Below are 17,025 nucleotides of genomic sequence, written 5' to 3'. Positions count from 1 at the left end.
GATGTCAGGCCGCGGCCGCGTATCCCTCCGCAGAGCGGTCCTGTGCCGACACCGTTGTCAGGATGGCGTCTATTTCGCGGCTGCCCAGGGTTTCATGGGCCACCAGTTCTGTAGAGAGCAGGTCGAGCGCCGTACGGTTGGTCTGCAAGAGGTCCCGGACCTCGTTGTAGGCCGTGGTTACGATCGACCGGATCTGGGAGTCGATTTCCAGGGCGGTTGTGTCGCTGAACGTGTTCCCCGGGGTGCTACCGTCGCTCTGGGGCGTGGATTCCCGGTGCCCGAAAGCGACCGGGCCAAAGGCTTCCGACATGCCCCACTCGCAGACCATCCTGCGGGCCATGTCGGTGGCCCGGGCCAGGTCGTTGCCCGCCCCGGTGGTGGTTGTGCTGAAAACCAGTTCTTCTGCCGCACGTCCCCCCATCAGCATCTTGATGTGACCGATCAGCATGTCTCTGGTATAGCAATGGATGTCTTCTTCCGGGATCTGCACCGTGACCCCCAGGGCGCGTCCCCGTGGAATGATCGAGACCTTGTGGACCGGGTCGCATCCAGGAACCAGCTTGGCCACCATCACATGCCCCGCCTCGTGATAGGCGGTGCTCAGCTTAGACTTCTCGGACAGCACCATTGATTTCTTTTCGGCTCCCATCAATATCTTGTCACGCGCCATGTCGAAGTCGACCATCTCCAGAACGGACTTGTCCTGCCTGGCTGCCAGAATGGCGGCTTCATTGACGACATTGGCCAGATCCGCCCCGGAAAAGCCGGGCGTTCCCCGGGCGATCACCAGCAGATCCACCTCCGCTGCCAGGGGGATGGAACGGGTGTGTACCTTGAGGATTTCCTCCCGCCCGCGGATGTCCGGATTGCCCACCATGACCTGACGGTCGAAGCGTCCCGGGCGGAGCAGGGCCGGGTCCAGGACCTCGGGACGGTTGGTGGCGGCGATGATGACGATTCCGGAATTGACGGTAAAGCCGTCCATCTCCACCAGCAGCTGGTTCAGGGTCTGGTCCCGCTCGTCGCTGGCTCCGTTGCCGCCGGCATCGCGCCGCCGTCCCACAGCATCCAGCTCATCGATGAAGATGATGCAGGGGGCCACTTTTTTTGCACGGGCAAACAGGTCCCTGACGCGGGACGCGCCCACCCCCACGTACATCTCGACGAATTCGGAGCCGGACATGGCATAGAACGGCACACCGGCCTCTCCGGCAACGGCGCGCGCCAGCAGGGTCTTGCCGGTTCCCGGGGGACCGACCAGCAGCACCCCGGTCGGCATCTTGCCCCCCAGTTTGGCGAACTTCTGCGGGTCCTTCAGGAATTCGACCGTTTCCTGCAGGTCGATCTTGGCTTCGTCGGCGCCGGCCACATCGGTGAAAAGCGTGGTGGAACGCGACCCGTCGGTGAGCCGGGCCGAGCTGCGGCCGAATACCGCCAGGCGCTTGAAGACGAAGAAAAGCGGAACCAGCAGCACCAGCAGAAAACAGAGCTCGATCCACAAGGAACGTGCGGCCGGGGCATTGGCCGAAAATTCTATGTGTTTTGCCAGTAACAGTTGGGAGAGTTCGGCATCGGCAGGGCGATACAGCTTGTATTTCACCCCTGATGCAGCCAGGGCGATGATTTCGTCCCCTTCGGTCCTGACAGATTTGATTTCACCGGCATTGACCCGGTCGATAAAGGCCGTGTAACTGATACGGCTGCGCTGATCGGCCTGGTGTTGGCGCCAGGCGTATGCACCGCACAGCAGCAGTATGACGGAAACGATAATGGCCCATGCTTTGAGCGGACGGACTGGTCTTGATTTTTTCATTGATACCTCGTGCAGTCGTTGATTGCGATGGAGCGGGTGTCGTTGCTGGTAGTATGCACCGGTCGGAGCGATTCTGATGTGATGCGGATTACATCGGGGAGAATTGGGGCAGGCGTGCAGGAACGGGCGCGATTGCGCGGAGATCGGCAGGGAGTGAGCCGGCAACGGCCGGCGACGAAATCAGCAGCCCAGTTCCAGCAGCTCCAGGCCGATGTGGGGGAGGTCGAGCCTGATTACCCGGCAACTGTGCATGAGATGCGGAACATCCGGGTTATCGCACACCAGTAATCCGCAGGTGTCACCCGGCCTGATGCCGGGGGGCAGATCCTGCAGCTTGACCAGGGTGCCGCTCAGGGAGACGTTTTCGATCACTCCGGAATATACGACTCCCTCGTGGTCCAGGATGCAGCGTGTCTGGCAGGCAACTCTCCTGCTTGGCCGCGATGGCATGTGCATATCGGTTCCCCCGCTTGTCTGAGACGTGTGCCATGGTGCGGTATGGCGCGGCGTATGGTGCAGTGTGGAAACAGTCGTATATAATAAGAGTTGTGCACGTGAAGGCGGAAAACCGTCACGAACGGAGACAGCGCGTGCATACGAACTGGTGAAAGAGATGCGGAAGTGCTGGCGGCCAGACGGATGGGGCGGGAAATCCCGCGAAAATGCCGGCGCCGATCCATGCCAATCCCAGTATACCCCCCGGCACTGATTTGTAAAGCCGCCCGCAGGGGAGGGAAACATGCGAATTGTGTTTGAAAATAAGGAACAACACAGGTATATGAGTATGCTCACCATGGAAAAGCCGCCAGGGAAAGTTAATTTCAGATGCTGTTAGAGATTCATCCCGAACATCCTCAGCCCCGCTACATCGCCCGCGTCGTCGAATGCCTGCGGCAGGGGGGCATCATCGCCTATCCCACCGACACCACCTACGGCATCGGGTGCTCGATTTTCAACAAGAAAGGCATTGAGCGGATATACCAGATGAAGCGGCGCGAGCACAAAAAGCCCTTTTCCTTCATCTGCCCCAATATCTCGGAAATAGCCCGTTATTGCAGGGTCAGCAACATGGCCTACAAGATCCTGAAGCGCTACCTTCCCGGGCCATATACCTTTGTGCTCGATGCCACGCGGGATGTGCCGGACCTGCTGGTGACCCGCCAGAAAACGGTCGGTATCCGCATTCCCGACAACCGCATCTGCATCGAAATCGTCCAGTTGCTGGGCAATCCGATCGTGACCACCAGCGCCAACCTGTCGGGCGAGGAACCGTGCGGCGATCCCCGGTCCATCGAAGATGTGTTCGGGCACCAGCTCGATATCATCGTCGACGGCGGCCTGCTCTCCACGGATGTCAGTTCGGTGGTCAGCCTGGTCCGGGATACGCCCGAGGTCCTTAGGGCGGGCTTGGGAGACGTGTCATGGTGCTCCTGACGGCTTGCGCGAAAGGAAATGCTCATGCGTAAGCGTACGGTCCGCAACGGCCTGCGTCTCCTGCTGGCGGCGTTGCTGATGATCATGCTGGCCAGTTTTTACCACGCCGGCCTGGCCGAGCTGCTGTCGCTCTCCTGGGGGGCGGAGCAGCGCTTCTACAGCCTGGGCATCTTCTGGGCCGCTGCCGTGGGGGGCTACGGTGTGGTGCTGGCCGCCTTCGGGCTGGTGCTCTCCCCGGGTCACCGCGATGCCGGCGTACGCATAACACCGCTTCTGCTGGTGATCGTATGCGTGGTGGCGCTCTTTTTCTACCTGCTGGTCTCGTCGATAACCTCGCCGCCGGAAGAGCGTATGCAGCCGGGATCGACGATCACCATTTGAGCCGTAACCCGCCGGTGTCACCGTGTTTTTTCACATTTTACTGGCTAATGGATATTGCCAATCGATTTGGTAAGGAATGCTTGACTTGACCTGTGCTACACGGTACTTTCCTTTCTCATTTATCCCTTTTTAAGGAGACATCATGGAACCCAAACAGCCTTCGATCGAGACGCTTCTGCTGCACGCCGGACAATCTCCCGATTCCGCCACCCTTTCCCGTGCGGTTCCGATCTACCAGACCAGTTCCTATGTGTTCAAGAGTTCCGAGCATGCCGCCAACCTGTTCGGGCTCAAGGAGTTCGGCAATATCTACACCCGCCTGATGAACCCGACCACGGACGTGCTCGAGCAGCGTCTGGCAGCCCTGGACGGCGGCATCGGCGCCCTGTGTCTCGCCTCGGGCCAGGCCGCCATCACCAACGCGGTGCTCAATATCGCCCAGGCCGGCCAGAATATCGTTTCCACCAACTACCTGTACGGCGGTACCTATAACCTGTTCCACTACACCCTGCCCAAGCTGGGCATCACGGTCAAGTTCGTGGACACCTCCAATCCCGACAACGTTCGCGCCGCCATCGACGAGAACACGCGGCTGGTCTACACCGAATCGGTCGGCAATCCCAAGAACAACGTGGACGATTTCGAAGCCATCGCAAAAATCGCCCACGACGCCGGCATCCCCTTTGTGGTCGACAATACCGTGACCACGCCGGTCCTGTTCCGTCCCCTGGACCATGGAGCCGACATCGTGGTCTACTCCCTGACCAAGTTCATCGGCGGCCACGGCACCAGCATCGGCGGGGCCGTGGTGGACAGCGGCCGCTTCCCCTGGAACAGCGGCAAATTCCCGGAGCTGACCGAGCCGGATCCCTCCTATCACGGTCTGCGTTACTATGAGGCCCTGGGGGGACTTTCCTACATCATCAAGATGCGGGTAACGCTCCTGCGCGACATGGGGGCCTGCCTTTCCCCCTTCAATGCCTTCCAGTTCCTGCAGGGACTGGAAACGCTGCACGTGCGCATGCCGCGCCACGTAGAGAACGCCCGCCGGGTGGCAGAAACGCTCGAAAAGCATCCCCTGGTCTCCTGGGTCAACTACCCGGGACTGTCCAGCCACAAGGACAATGCCAAGGCGCGCAAGTACCTCCCCAAAGGGGAGGGGGCCATCATCGGCTTCGGCATCAAGGGGGGCATCGAAGCGGGCAAGAAGTTCATCGACAACGTCAAGCTCCTGTCGCACCTGGCCAACATCGGCGATGCCAAGTCGCTGGTGATCCATCCCGCCTCCACCACGCACCAGCAGTTGAGCGAGGAGGAACAGCTCGCCAGCGGCGTGTCGCCCGATTTTATCCGCCTCTCCATCGGGCTCGAGAATGTGGACGACATCATCGCTGACATCAATCAGGCGCTGGAGGCGTCACAGAAGTAGCCATCCCGTCAGAGCAGCTTTTCGTCCCGAAGAAGGGCAACTCTTGTGGTTGCCCTTCTTTCTGTGTAAAATCAGTCTTTGCAAAAACGTTATCTTCCGCCAGGAGTCTTCAATGTATAAACTGACCATTCGCACCGCCTTTGCCGCAGCCCACAACCTGATCAACTATCAGGGGGACTGCGAGAACCTGCACGGCCACAACTGGAAGGTGGATGTGGCCGTGACTGCCCGAGAGCTGGACAAGGCCGGTCTGGGGATCGACTTCAAGGTGCTCAAGCGCGAGGCCGGTGCCATCATCAACGAACTCGACCACAAGTATCTCAACGAGAACCCCGTCTTCAAGGAGGTCTCTCCCTCCTCCGAGCATATTTCCCGCTATCTCTACCAGCGCCTCTCGGAACGTCTCAACGACGGCAACATCACCGTGGATTCGGTCACCGTATGGGAGTCGGACAACGCCTCGGCCAGCTATTATGAGTGAGCCGCTGCACATCGGCGAAATCTTCTCTTCCATTCAGGGGGAGGGGCTGCTGGCCGGCAGACGGCAGATTTTCGTCCGCCTGACGGACTGCAATCTGAACTGCAGCTACTGCGACACCAGCTACGACAAGGGTGCCGTCTGTCACGTCGAAACCGAGCCGGGCTCCAATACCTTCCGGCAGCTGCCCCAGCCGCTGGCGCTGGAGACCTGCCGGGAAATCCTGACCGCCTGGACCGCCAAACTGCCCGGTGCGCATCATTCGGTGAGCATCACCGGGGGGGAACCGCTGCTCGCTGCGGCCGTTCTGTCGGACTGGCTGGCTGCGCTGCACGATGTTCTTCCGCTGCACCTGGAAACCAACGGCACCCTGCCGGCCGCACTGGAACAGGTGATCCGGCATATCGACTATGTCAGCATGGACATCAAGCTCCCCTCCACCTCGGGATGTGAGGGGCTGTGGGATCTGCACCGCCGTTTTCTTCAGGTCTCGCTGGGCAAGACGGTGACGGTCAAAGTGGTGGTATCTGAACGCTCTTCCGTGGAAGAGATCGAACGGGTGTGCGGCATCATCACCTCCCTTGACCCGGCGGTGCCGCTGTTTCTCCAGCCGCTGACGCTGGCCGGCGGCGAAGTCGGCATCACTGCCGTACATCTGTTGCACCTGCAGGAAACAGCCGCCTCCCGTCTGCCCGATGTGAGGGTGATTCCGCAGATGCATAAACTGCTGGGGGTCATGTGATCATCGAAGAAATGACGATGACTGAATTCGAAGCGGGACTTGAGCGGACCCGCACCGTCCTGATCCCCTTCGGTTCGGTGGAGGAGCACGGGCCGCACCTGCCGCTTTCCACCGACACGCTGGAGGCCTATGCCGTAGGCCGGCGCGCTGCCGAGCGGATCCCTCTCTTCGTCGCTCCGCCGGTCCATTACGGCAACTGCCGTTCCACGGCGCGCCATCCCGGCACTGTGTCGATCACCACCACTACGCTCAGGCTGCTCTTCAAGGATATCGTCCGTTCGCTGCGTAGCCAGGGGCTGCGCTGTTTCGTCGCACTTTCGGGACATGCCGGCAGCGCCCATTGCATGGCGCTTCAGGATGCCGGGGAAGAGTTGATCGCCGAATTCGATGATATCGAAATCGCGGTGGTGAGCGAGTACGACCTGGCCCGGAACGAGGGGAAAGGGCTGATCGAAACCGCGGGTGATGCCCATGCCGGCGAGATCGAAACCTCACGGATCATGCACAGCCATCCCCATCTGGTGAAGGGGAGCGCTCCACGCGAGTTTCCCGCCTTTCCAGGCGGCATTCTGGTACGCGACAAGCGGCGTTACTGGCCGGGCGGAGTCTGGGGCGATCCCGGCAAGGCTTCGGCTGAAAAGGGTGCCAAGCTGGAGGAACTGGTGGTCCAAAAATTAATCGAGCTGGTACGTGCCCTGGAAAGGTGTGGCCATGACACCTGAAACCGTGATCCGGACGATGAAATTGTCCGACGGCGTGACCGCCGCGATCCTTGATGCCACCTGCCACTATTTCGGCGGGTATTATCATGTCAGGCTGCGTGTCGAGGCGGAGGTGCCGCTCTCGGCGAGCTGGTTCGACAGTACCTCCGATTACCGGGATGCGCTGGAGCGCCTGGGGGCGTCGGTGCGTTTCGAGAGGAGCCTTGAAAAGATGGCAGTGCCGGAGAACGAGATCGAGGATGTGCGCCAGGCGCTGCTGCAGAGCTTTGAGGTCAATGTTCAGCCCTATCTCTCACGCCCCGATTTTGCCCGCCGCTTCGTGCTGAGCGAACATGCCAAGGCGGGAAAATCCCGGCCCACAGCCTTTTTCCGGAATGGCGTCCATGTCTGAGGCCCGTGTCAGCATCGAGAAACTGGCTTTCGGAGGCAGCGGTGTCGGCCGTATTGACGGCAAGGTCTGCTTTGTTCCCTACAGCTGCCCCGGCGATGAACTTCTGGTGCGCATCACCGCCGAAAAACGCTCCTATCTGAACGCCTCCATCATCGATATCATCATCCCCTCCAGCCGGCGCGTCACCCCTTCCTGCCCCCTGTTCGGCAGGTGCGGCGGTTGCGACTGGCAGCATGTGGACTATGACTGCCAACTCGAAGCAAAGCGCAGCATCCTGGCCGATGCACTCTGGCGGGGAGCCAGGGTGCCGGTCGAACTGGTGCGCGAGACGATAGCCTCTCCGCTCCGGTACGGCTATCGCAGCCGGGTCCAGTTCAAGCTGCACGGACGGTCGCAGCGTCTGCAGATCGGGTTTTTTCGGCAGGGGTCCCATTTCGTCGAAGATGCGCCCGCGGGGTGCCCGATCGCCCTGCCGGTGATCAATCAGGCCTTGCAGCGCCTGCGGGAGGTCCTGGCGGAGTTTCCCGAACCGGACATGATTCCCCAGATCAATATCGACTGCGGCGACCACGGGGCGGTGGCTATCGTCAATTACATCGGCCGCGATGCCGATCGTACCGCCGCATTTTTCAAAAAAAAATTCAGCAGCCTGTCCCCGCTGACCGGCCTGTACCTGCAAACCGGCCGCAAGGCCACCCTGTGCAGGGTCTGCGGAGATGATCTGCTGGTCTACGGTCTGCCGGACGGTCATGGTGGTGAGTGTTCTCTCGGATTCAGGCCCGGCGGTTTTTCCCAGGTCAACGGCTTGCAGAACCGCGCCATCCTGGCTTTGATCAGACAATTCGCGGCATTCGGCGGGCACGAGCGCATTCTGGATCTCTACTGCGGCAACGGCAATTTTTCCCTGCCCTTGGCGGGTGAGGTAGCCCACCTGACCGGCATCGAAGAGTATCCCGATTCCATTGCCGCTGCTGTTGACAATGCCCGCCGCAATGGGATACAGAATGCGGAATTCCTTTGCTCCGACGCCACTGCCGGCATCACGCGGCTGGCCGGGGAGGGGCGCGGCGTGTTTGATACGGTTATCCTTGATCCCCCCCGCAGCGGAGCTGCCGACGCGGTTGGCGCACTTGTCCGGAGCGGGGCGGAGAAAATTATTTATGTTTCCTGCGATCCCAGCACGCTGGCGCGGGACTGCGGCCATCTGTCGGGCAGCGGGTATCAGGTTCTGGCAAGCGTGCCGGTCGACATGTTCCCGCAGACCTATCATCTGGAAAGCGTAACCCTGCTGCAGCGGGTATAAACGGGAGGTAACCACGTGAGCCTTTTTTCGCGACTGTTTTCCAAAAGCACCGACGATTACCTGTCCAAAGGGGACCGTCTTTTCGAGTCCGGACGTTTTTTCGATGCCCGCAGCGTGTACGAGCAGGGGTTGGAATCGTGCGGGACCGGCAATCGCGAAACAGTGGAGCAGTTCGCTGCAAAGATAGCCGCTGCCAATACCTCCCTGGCGGCCCTGAATATCGAGGAGGCGGAGGCTGCCCTCCAGCACGGCAACGGCGCCAAGGCAGCCGAACATCTCGAACTGGCAAAAACGCTGACCAACGACCCGGCCCTACGGGAAAAGGCGGAAAATCTGCTCTCGTTTATTCGGGAAGAGACCGCCATTTCGCCCAAACCGGAAGCCGGAGGGGGATGCAGCTCCTGCAGTTCGTCCTCCTGCCACGATGCAGCGCCGGATTCAGCGCATGATCACCCGGACATGTCTCCCGAAGACTATTACGATCTTCTCATTCGGCAGCTTCCTGAAGAAAATTACGAGCGCTATGCAACATTGGGAGAGAAATTTGCTTGCATGTATCTGGCTGTCAGCCAGGATGAGCACCACGCTGCCCTGAAGATGCTGGAAGAATGGTACCAGGGCTCCCATAGCGACATTTACAGCTATGAAAAGGGGATGATTCTGTACCGGCTCGGCCGGGTGGACGACGCGGAAGCCTGCCTGAGGGAATCCATCGGGCACAACCGGGACAACCCGCTTCCCTACCAGGGGCTGGCCCTGCTTCTGATCGATGCCGGCCGACTGGACGAAGCTGCCGGTCATCTCGACCATATGGCGGCCAACGACATCCTCCCGATACAGGCGCTCATGCTGCGGGGCGAGGTGTCGCTCCTGTCGGGCGATTCCCAGGGAGCCATTGACCGGTTCGCAAAACTGCTGACAACACCGGTCGCCAAACCTGCCGCCGAAAAGCTGTATGCGGCACTCATGCAGTGCGGCCGGCAGCAGGAAGCGGCGCGGGTTTTCAAGCAATATCTCGGCGGATGTTGCCATTGAATGTGGCATTAGAACAAGTCTATCGGTATACTGTGGGGGGAAAGCAATGAACAGGTCGGAACTCATCGAACATCTGGCAGCTAAGAAAGATATCTCCAACAAACGCGCTGAAGAGATCGTCAACATCATTTTCAACTCCATGGCGGATGCCATGGTTGGGGGAGAGCGTATCGAGATCCGCGGCCTGGGAAGTTTCGTAATCAAGGAATACGATACCTATACCGGCAGAAACCCGAAGACCGGAGAGCCCATAACGGTGCGCCCCAAGAAGCTGCCTTTCTTCAAGGTCGGCAAGGAACTGAAGGAAATGGTCATCGGGTAAGCGGCACCAATGCGGCACGGGGAAACAAGAGTGTTCTCCTTCGCCGCCGCTGGAGCCTGCCGGAAACGAACGATGCAGCAGTTGAGAGGAAAATCGGGCGTCCGTGCCGGCATGGGCGCCCGATTCCCGCTGCTCCAACCATCTCGGGCAAGGCATCCAGACATATCACATGGCATTCATACCTCACTTACACATTCAATCAGTCAACCACAATCCTTCCTTTCGAAATTCTGAAACAGTTCCGGGAGTTTTCGATGTCTCTTAATCTGCTCGAGGGCGCCCTGGGCGGCATCGGCCTGTTTCTGCTGGGCATGCGGATCATGTCCAACGGGATTCGCACCGTGGCTGATGCGCGCATTCGCGCCGTTTTTGCTGCGATAACCTCCAACCGCCTGTACTCCCTGCTGTTCGGCATGGTCCTGTCGTTCTCGCTCAATTCCGCCGGGGCTGCGGTCATTTTTACGATCGGACTGGCCAACGGAGGGGTATTGACCGCCTTTCAGGCCATGAGCGTGCTGGCCGGGGCGCTGGTGGGCGCCTCGCTGAGCCTGCACCTGCAGGGCATTCCCTATAGCCTGGTTGCCGCTCCGCTGGTATTTGCGGGAGTGCTGCTCAAGTTCTTCGCCCACCGGCGGAGGCTCGCCAATGCCGGGGACCTGCTGCTGGGGGCCGGCTTGCTCTTTCTGGGTCTGAGCCTGCTGGAAGGAAGTTTCCGGCCCTATGAAAGTCATCCCTTCTACGGGGCCTTCAGGGGGGCCTTTTTCAACTATCCCGTTCCGGCGATGGTCTTCGGAGCGGTTATCTCCTGCTTCGTGCAGTCGGCACTCTCCGCGACCCAGGTGATCACCTCCCTGGTGCTGAGTCAACAGGTGCCCGCTTCCATGGGCAACCTCATGATGCTGGGGAGTGTGGCGGGGGTGGCAGCCATCGGCCTGCTGGCCTCCATCGGCGGAACGTTCGTGTCGCGGCGGATAGCCATCTCGTTTTTTCTGGTCACGGTTGTGGCGATACTTCCCCTGGCGGTGTTCGCCCCGTATCTGGCAGACATAGTCGCCTCCAGCAGTCTGGCGGACATGGCCTCCGGTTCGCTGCAGCGGGGGGAGCTTTTCAGCCGCCTGGCCTGGCTGCACACCGTTGCCGGCATCGTGGCGGCCCTGATCGCAACAGCCGCCAGCGGGCTCGTTTCACGTATCATCGGGGCCTATGACGATCATGGCGGTAATGGCGCCATGCCCCAGCCCCGGGCCGGCTACCTGGACATGCGCATCATCAACACTCCCACCCTGGCCATTGAGCAGGCCCGCAAGGAGATCGTCAGGATGGTGTCGGTGACAGGGTACATGTTTGCCGATGTGCGGGAGATGCTGTTCGACTACGATGCCCGCAGGGCCGACACTATCAGACGGCACGAACAGGTGCTCGATTCGCTCAACCATGAGATTACCGGGTTCCTGGCGTCTCTGGCCCGCTCCAGCACCAATCCGGACATCAGCTACGAAATACCAGGGCTGCTCCAGACGGTCACCGATCTGGAACATATCGGGGATCGCTGCGAGGATATTCTCGACTGCATCATTGACCGCAAGGAAGCGTCCATTTTCTTTTCCGATGAGGCAATGGACGATCTCAGGCGCATGGCCGCGGCTGTTGCGGAAAACATGTCCTTTGTGGAGACGATGGTCAAGGAAGGGCTGACCCCGGAAAACGATGCACGCCGCCGCTTGAAGGAGGCTGCACGGGCCGCCGACGACGAAATAAAGGAGCTGCACTTCGACAGGATCTGCTCGGGGGTCTGCCCTCCGCGGGCAGCCATGCTGTTCAACGAGCTGATGGCCGACCTGGAACGGATTGCCGAGCTCTGCTGGAACCTGATGGCAATATACGGAAGGAAATCGGCATGAACGACAGAATCGCCGCTATTGATCTGGGAACCAATACCGCACGCCTGCTGATCGCTGACCGGAACGGCGGCAATTTTGCCCCGGTCTGCCTGGAGCGGGAGATCGTGCGGATGGGGGGCGGTTTTTGCCGTGAGCGCGGCCTTTCGGAAGAGGCGATCCAGAGGGGGCTCTCCTGTCTGGAAAGATTTTCTGATCTGATCCGGCGGCACAAGGCCAGCCATATACGTGCCGTGGCCACGAGTGCGGTCCGGGATGCCGTCAATGGGGGGGATTTCCTGCAGGCGGCACAACGCCGTGCAGGCATACCGCTCAGGGTCATCGACGGGATCCAGGAGGGACGGCTGACCCTGGCGGGCGTTCTTGCCGGTCTGGATCGCAGACACGAGCATATCCTGCTGTTCGACGTGGGGGGCGGGAGCACCGAATATACCCTGGTGAGAAACGGCGAAGCGTGTTTCATCAGCAGCCTGCCGCTGGGGGTGGTGCGTCTGACAGAAGGCAAGGGTACACCGGAGGCCATGGAACGGAAAATCCGCAAGGAACTTGGCGCGTTAATGCAGGAGATGAAGGGTAGTTCCTGCTCTGTCGACCGCGACACCGTGCTGATCGGCACGGCAGGTACCGCCACCACGCTGGCAGCCATCAACCTCAGGATGGAACAGTACGACTACCGCCTGGTCAACAACTACATCATCGCACAGGATGAGATACAGGCGATCTACCGGCGCCTGCTCCCTCTTGCACCCGACCAGCGGCTCGGGATACCCGGCCTGGAGCGGGGCAGGGAAGACCTGATCATCGCCGGCAGTCTGATCACCCTGCACACGATGGAGATGTTCGGCATCGGGAGCATGAAGGTCAGCGACTACGGCCTTTTGGAAGGGCTGGTGGTCACTGACGAGCTTCCCGCTGACCCTGTCAACTCCGTGGATTGAAATGGCACCGGCAACCTATTCTCCGTGAAAGGGTTGCCGGTGCTCCTTCCCCGACTCTGCAGTCTTGCGCAATCCCCGCTGGTGTCGCACAGCCCGCTGCCTCACAGGCTCACCATGCCTCCATTCGCCCTGGTTGCTCTCCTCTGTCAGTCCCTGTCCCCGGTTTCTTCGATTTGTGTATTTCCGCAGTGTTGAACGCTTTTTTCATTAAACTGAATGCTGTTGAAAGCATGTCAAACGATTGCATTCTCCATGTCCTTTTAGTATAGTGCCAAAACTTTGCACAAAACCTCAATCAGTGGGAAAGCGGTCATGAAAGAAATTCTCTCCGGCAACGAGGCCATAGCCCGTGGCGCTTACGAGGCGGGTTGCCGCGTCGCCTGTGCCTATCCGGGTACTCCATCCACGGAAATTCTTGAAAATACGATTAATTACAAAGAGATCAACTCCTCCTGGGCCCCCAATGAGAAGGTTGCCCTGGAGGTTGCCATCGGCGCCTCCTTTGGCGGCGGGCGCGCTTTGTGCACCATGAAGCATGTCGGGGTGAACGTGGCGGCCGATCCGCTGTTCACCCTGTCCTATACCGGCGTCAATGGCGGCCTGGTGCTGGTGACGGCCGACGACCCGGAAATGCATTCGTCCCAGAACGAACAGGACAACCGCAATTACGCCAAGTTCGCCAAGGTGCCGATGCTGGAGCCGTCCGATTCCGAGGAGTGTCTGCAGTTTACGCGACTGGCCTTCGAGCTGTCCGAACAGTACGACACGCCGGTCATGCTGCGGACCACCACCCGTATCTCCCACAGCAAGTCGGTGGTGGAACTGGCTGAGCCGGTGACCGGTCTGCCGCAGCCGCAGCTGGTGCGCAATGCCGCCAAGCTGGTGATGCTGCCGGGCAATGCCCGGGTCCGCCACCCGCTGGTCGAAGAGCGCATGTCCAAACTGGCCGAGGCAGGGGCAAGCATGGCCATCAATCGCCTGGAACTGCGTGATACCTCCATCGGCATCATCACCTCCGGCGCCTGCTACCAGTATGTACGCGAAGTCTTTCCCGAGGCTTCGACCCTCAAGCTGGGCATGGTTCATCCGCTGCCGCAGACCCTGATCCGGGATTTCGCCTCCCGTGTGGAACGGCTCTTCGTGGTCGAGGAACTGGACCCGTTCATCGAGGACCAGGTCAAGGCCATGGGCCTTGCCATAACCGGCAAGGAGATCCTGCCGATCTGCGGCGAGCTGACACCCGAGAGGATTCAGAAGGCCTTTGCCGCAGCCGGCATCCAGGGGGCTATTGTCGCTTCATCCTCAACGGCGGAGCCCGCGAAACTGCCGCCGCGCCCCCCCAATATGTGTCCGGGCTGCCCGCACCGCGGCGTGTTCTATACTCTTAACCAGCTCAAGGCCTACGTGACCGGCGACATCGGCTGCTACACGCTCGGTTTCATGCCGCCGCTCTCGGCCATGGACACCTGCGTCTGCATGGGGGCGTCGGTCGGGATGGCCACCGGAGTCACCAAGGTGGTCTCGAGCGAGGAGCAGAAAAAGGTGGTGGCAGTGATCGGTGATTCCACCTTCCTGCATACCGGCATCAACGGTCTGATGGACATGGTCTACAACCAGTCCCCGGCCACGCTGATCATCCTCGATAACCGCATCACCGCCATGACCGGGCGCCAGGACAATCCGGCCTCCGGTTTCACGCTGATGGACGATCCGACCCACCGCGTCGATCTACCTCTGCTCTGCAAGGCGGTGGGGGTACAGCACATCCGCCTGATCGATCCCTTTGATCTGGAGCAGACCCGTAAAGTGATACAGGAGGAGATGAACCGTCCCGAGCCTTCGGTGATCATCACCGACAAGCCCTGCGTGCTGATCAAGCGCGAAGGGGTCTTCGAAAAGGGCATCGTCCTGGAGGTCGACGAGGAGGGCTGTGTTGGGTGCCGGGCCTGCCTCAAGATCGGCTGTCCTGCCATCGAATGGCGCCCGGGTGAAGGGCAAAGGGGCAAGGCTTATATCGAGCCGCTGCTGTGCACCGGCTGCGACGTCTGCCGCCAGTTGTGCAAGTTCAACGCCATCGGGAGGAGCAAATGAGCGGGGGAATCACCAATATCCTGCTGGTAGGCGTAGGGGGGCAGGGCATCCTGCTGGCGTCGGAAATCCTGTCCGAGACCTTCATGCTGGCCGGCTTCGACGTCAAAAAGAGCGAGATTCACGGCATGTCCCAGCGCGGCGGTAGTGTCGTGTCCCATGTACGCTACGGCAAGGAGGTCTTCTCTCCGATCGTGCCGGAAGGGCAGGGGGACATCCTGTTCGGCTTCGAGCTGATGGAAACCAGCCGTTACCTGTCGCTGCTGAAACCCGGGGGAACGGTGGTGGCCAACGACCTGCGCATTGCCTCCCCTTCGATCCTAATGGGCAAGGAGAGCTATCCTGAGGGGCTGGTCGAGGGCATCCGGGAGCAATTCCCCGATTTTCTGCTGGTGGACGGCCATAAGCTGGCCAGCGAGGCGGGCAATGCGCGGGCGGCCAACACGGTCCTCTTGGGAGCGGTGTCCAAGCGTCTGGATATCGACGAGAAATTCTGGCTTGAAGCGTTGCAGAAAATGGTACCACCCAAGGCATTGGAAATAAACAGGAAAGCCTTTTTGATGGGGCGTTCTCTGTAGCATCCACGAACACGTTCAGGTTGTCGTTCCACGGGGCTGCCCCCTTGTGGCGGCGGCAAGCAGCGCTACTATCGTATCATGAGGTCTTAGCATGTTTTTCAACGAGGAATACGAAACCCTTCCCCGGTCGGCACTGGAGGCGGTGCAGCTCAAGCGCCTTCAGTCGGTGATGGAACGTGTGCATGCCAACGTGCCGTTTTATCAGGCCTCTTTCGAGAAGGCCGGCGTCAAGCCGGGGGACGTCAAGAGCCTGGAAGACCTGCAGGCGCTGCCATTCACCACCAAGCAGGACATGCGCGATTCCTATCCCTACGGCCTGTTCGCCGCCCCCATGGAAGAGATCGTCCGGATCCACGCCTCCAGCGGCACCACCGGCAAGCCGACCGTGGTGGGATACACAGCCAAGGACATCCGGACCTGGGCAGAACTGATGGCGCGCTCCTTCGTTTCGGCCGGCGCCCACAAGGGTGACATCATCCACAACGCCTACGGTTACGGTTTGTTCACCGGCGGCCTGGGTGCCCATTACGGCGCCGAACTCCTGGGCGCATCGGTCATACCGATGTCCGGGGGCAACACCAAGAAGCAGATCATGATCATGCAGGACTTCGGTTCCACAGTCCTGACCTGTACCCCCTCCTATTCCCTGTTCATGGCCGAAGCGGCCCACGAGGAAGGGGTCGACTTCCGCGATCTCAAACTGCGGGTGGGGATCTTCGGGGCCGAGCCCTGGTCCGAATCCATGCGCGGCGAGATCGAGGACAAGCTCAACCTGGCGGCCATCGATATCTACGGCCTGTCCGAGATCATGGGGCCGGGTGTGGCGATCGAGTGCATCCAGGCCAAAAACGGACTGCACATCTGGGAGGACCACTTCATCCCCGAGATCATCGATCCCGACACCGGGCAGCGCCTGGGAGAAGGGGAGCGGGGCGAACTGGTCATCACCACCATCACCAAGCAGGGCATACCGCTGATCCGTTACCGTACCCGCGACATCACCAGCATTACCTACGAACCCTGCGTGTGCGGCCGCACCCATGCCCGCATCACCCGCATGAGCGGCCGTTCCGACGACATGCTCATTATCCGCGGTGTCAATGTCTTCCCCTCCCAGATCGAATCGATCCTGGTCGGCATCGAGGGGGTCGAGCCCCATTATCTGCTGATCGTGGATCGTCGGGACAACCTCGACACGCTGGAAGTGCAGGTCGAGGTGGACGAACGGCTCTTTTCGGACGAGATCAAGGTGCTGCAGAAACTTTCCCGCCGGATCGAGAAGGAAATCAAGGACATGCTGGGGATCACCTGCACCGCCAAACTGGTGGAACCCAAAACCATCCAGCGCAGCGAGGGCAAGGCCAAACGGGTGATCGACAACAGGAAGCTGTAGTTCTACACGTCAATCTACCACGGAGACACTGACAGAGGAAAAGCAGGAAAAGGGCAAAATCTCGTAAGTTTAACCCAAAG

17 protein-coding genes are annotated in these 17,025 nt (G+C 60.3%); 15 read left to right on the top strand and 2 right to left on the bottom strand.

All coding sequences use genetic code 11. The features are described from left to right. Nucleotides 1–4 precede the first annotated feature (4 nt). Nucleotides 5–1,813, bottom strand: coding sequence for an ATP-dependent zinc metalloprotease FtsH (gene ftsH, locus GSVR_RS11530; protein WP_173200426.1), 1,809 nt, complete (start codon nt 1,811–1,813; stop codon nt 5–7). Nucleotides 1,814–1,993: 180 nt separating this feature from the next. Continuing rightward, complete coding sequence (locus GSVR_RS11525; protein WP_173200428.1) at nt 1,994–2,269, bottom strand: PilZ domain-containing protein; 276 nt, start codon at nt 2,267–2,269, stop codon at nt 1,994–1,996. A gap of 369 nt (nt 2,270–2,638) precedes the next feature. Between GSVR_RS11525 and GSVR_RS11520 the strand changes: the two genes are divergently transcribed. The 15 genes from GSVR_RS11520 to GSVR_RS11450 all read left to right on the top strand — a co-directional run bounded on the left by GSVR_RS11520 (nt 2,639) and on the right by GSVR_RS11450 (nt 16,945). Then, nucleotides 2,639–3,247, top strand: a complete 609-nt coding sequence (locus GSVR_RS11520; protein WP_173200430.1) for an L-threonylcarbamoyladenylate synthase — start codon at nt 2,639–2,641, stop codon at nt 3,245–3,247. Between the two features lie 24 nt (nt 3,248–3,271). Beyond that, nucleotides 3,272–3,628 carry a hypothetical protein gene (locus GSVR_RS11515; RefSeq protein ID WP_173200432.1) on the top strand — a complete coding sequence of 119 codons (357 nt, stop codon included), beginning with the start codon at nt 3,272–3,274 and terminating at the stop codon, nt 3,626–3,628. A gap of 142 nt (nt 3,629–3,770) precedes the next feature. Beyond that, nucleotides 3,771–5,057: an O-acetylhomoserine aminocarboxypropyltransferase/cysteine synthase family protein gene (locus GSVR_RS11510; RefSeq protein ID WP_173200434.1), complete on the top strand. Its 1,287-nt coding sequence runs from the start codon at nt 3,771–3,773 to the stop codon at nt 5,055–5,057. A gap of 112 nt (nt 5,058–5,169) precedes the next feature. Continuing rightward, nucleotides 5,170–5,538, top strand: a complete 369-nt coding sequence (gene queD / locus GSVR_RS11505; RefSeq protein WP_173200436.1) for a 6-carboxytetrahydropterin synthase QueD — start codon at nt 5,170–5,172, stop codon at nt 5,536–5,538. After that, nucleotides 5,531–6,277 (top strand): 7-carboxy-7-deazaguanine synthase QueE, encoded by a 747-nt coding sequence (locus tag GSVR_RS11500; protein ID WP_173200438.1) that lies wholly within the window; start codon nt 5,531–5,533, stop codon nt 6,275–6,277. The genes queD and GSVR_RS11500 overlap by 8 nt, the downstream gene beginning before the upstream one ends. Further along, nucleotides 6,274–6,999, top strand: a complete 726-nt coding sequence (locus GSVR_RS11495; RefSeq protein WP_173200440.1) for a creatininase family protein — start codon at nt 6,274–6,276, stop codon at nt 6,997–6,999. Before GSVR_RS11500 ends, GSVR_RS11495 begins: the two co-directional genes overlap by 4 nt. Continuing rightward, entirely contained in the window at nt 6,989–7,390 is a 402-nt protein-coding gene (locus GSVR_RS11490) for a hypothetical protein (RefSeq protein WP_173200441.1), read from the top strand. Before GSVR_RS11495 ends, GSVR_RS11490 begins: the two co-directional genes overlap by 11 nt. Next, nucleotides 7,383–8,693, top strand: coding sequence for a class I SAM-dependent RNA methyltransferase (locus GSVR_RS11485; protein ID WP_173200443.1), 1,311 nt, complete (start codon nt 7,383–7,385; stop codon nt 8,691–8,693). Before GSVR_RS11490 ends, GSVR_RS11485 begins: the two co-directional genes overlap by 8 nt. A gap of 15 nt (nt 8,694–8,708) precedes the next feature. Continuing rightward, the gene (locus GSVR_RS11480; protein ID WP_173200445.1) at nt 8,709–9,728 is read left to right on the top strand and encodes a tetratricopeptide repeat protein; all 1,020 of its coding nucleotides are present in this window, start codon (nt 8,709–8,711) and stop codon (nt 9,726–9,728) included. 46 nt (nt 9,729–9,774) lie between these two features. Beyond that, a complete protein-coding gene (locus GSVR_RS11475) occupies nt 9,775–10,050 on the top strand; it encodes an HU family DNA-binding protein (protein ID WP_173200446.1) in 276 nt (91 codons plus the stop codon). A gap of 254 nt (nt 10,051–10,304) precedes the next feature. After that, nucleotides 10,305–11,951 (top strand): Na/Pi cotransporter family protein, encoded by a 1,647-nt coding sequence (locus tag GSVR_RS11470; RefSeq protein WP_173200448.1) that lies wholly within the window; start codon nt 10,305–10,307, stop codon nt 11,949–11,951. After that, nucleotides 11,948–12,886, top strand: a complete 939-nt coding sequence (locus GSVR_RS11465; protein WP_173200450.1) for an exopolyphosphatase — start codon at nt 11,948–11,950, stop codon at nt 12,884–12,886. Before GSVR_RS11470 ends, GSVR_RS11465 begins: the two co-directional genes overlap by 4 nt. A gap of 312 nt (nt 12,887–13,198) precedes the next feature. Continuing rightward, complete coding sequence (gene iorA / locus GSVR_RS11460; protein ID WP_173200452.1) at nt 13,199–14,977, top strand: indolepyruvate ferredoxin oxidoreductase subunit alpha; 1,779 nt, start codon at nt 13,199–13,201, stop codon at nt 14,975–14,977. After that, nucleotides 14,974–15,552 (top strand): indolepyruvate oxidoreductase subunit beta, encoded by a 579-nt coding sequence (locus GSVR_RS11455; protein WP_173200454.1) that lies wholly within the window; start codon nt 14,974–14,976, stop codon nt 15,550–15,552. The genes iorA and GSVR_RS11455 overlap by 4 nt, the downstream gene beginning before the upstream one ends. A gap of 91 nt (nt 15,553–15,643) precedes the next feature. Continuing rightward, nucleotides 15,644–16,945, top strand: a complete 1,302-nt coding sequence (locus tag GSVR_RS11450) for a phenylacetate--CoA ligase family protein (protein ID WP_173200456.1) — start codon at nt 15,644–15,646, stop codon at nt 16,943–16,945. The last annotated feature ends 80 nt before the right edge of the window (nt 16,946–17,025 follow it).

Source organism: Geobacter sp. SVR, assembly GCF_016865365.1.
Classification (GTDB): Bacteria; Desulfobacterota; Desulfuromonadia; order Geobacterales; family Pseudopelobacteraceae; genus Pelotalea.
Note: the sequence above shows the minus strand (reverse complement) of the source record. Positions and strands in the feature narration are given on the sequence as shown.

Excerpts from the sequence above, each read along its gene's own strand:
- ftsH (WP_173200426.1), bottom strand. The coding sequence starts at position 1,813 with ATGAAAAAATCAAGACCAGTCCGTCCGCTCAAAGCATGGGCCATTATC.
- GSVR_RS11525 (WP_173200428.1), bottom strand. The coding sequence starts at position 2,269 with ATGCACATGCCATCGCGGCCAAGCAGGAGAGTTGCCTGCCAGACACGC.
- GSVR_RS11520 (WP_173200430.1), top strand. The coding sequence starts at position 2,639 with ATGCTGTTAGAGATTCATCCCGAACATCCTCAGCCCCGCTACATCGCC.
- GSVR_RS11515 (WP_173200432.1), top strand. The coding sequence starts at position 3,272 with ATGCGTAAGCGTACGGTCCGCAACGGCCTGCGTCTCCTGCTGGCGGCG.
- GSVR_RS11510 (WP_173200434.1), top strand. The coding sequence starts at position 3,771 with ATGGAACCCAAACAGCCTTCGATCGAGACGCTTCTGCTGCACGCCGGA.
- queD (WP_173200436.1), top strand. The coding sequence starts at position 5,170 with ATGTATAAACTGACCATTCGCACCGCCTTTGCCGCAGCCCACAACCTG.
- GSVR_RS11500 (WP_173200438.1), top strand. The coding sequence starts at position 5,531 with ATGAGTGAGCCGCTGCACATCGGCGAAATCTTCTCTTCCATTCAGGGG.
- GSVR_RS11490 (WP_173200441.1), top strand. The coding sequence starts at position 6,989 with ATGACACCTGAAACCGTGATCCGGACGATGAAATTGTCCGACGGCGTG.
- GSVR_RS11485 (WP_173200443.1), top strand. The coding sequence starts at position 7,383 with ATGTCTGAGGCCCGTGTCAGCATCGAGAAACTGGCTTTCGGAGGCAGC.
- GSVR_RS11475 (WP_173200446.1), top strand. The coding sequence starts at position 9,775 with ATGAACAGGTCGGAACTCATCGAACATCTGGCAGCTAAGAAAGATATC.
- GSVR_RS11470 (WP_173200448.1), top strand. The coding sequence starts at position 10,305 with ATGTCTCTTAATCTGCTCGAGGGCGCCCTGGGCGGCATCGGCCTGTTT.
- GSVR_RS11465 (WP_173200450.1), top strand. The coding sequence starts at position 11,948 with ATGAACGACAGAATCGCCGCTATTGATCTGGGAACCAATACCGCACGC.
- iorA (WP_173200452.1), top strand. The coding sequence starts at position 13,199 with ATGAAAGAAATTCTCTCCGGCAACGAGGCCATAGCCCGTGGCGCTTAC.
- GSVR_RS11455 (WP_173200454.1), top strand. The coding sequence starts at position 14,974 with ATGAGCGGGGGAATCACCAATATCCTGCTGGTAGGCGTAGGGGGGCAG.
- GSVR_RS11450 (WP_173200456.1), top strand. The coding sequence starts at position 15,644 with ATGTTTTTCAACGAGGAATACGAAACCCTTCCCCGGTCGGCACTGGAG.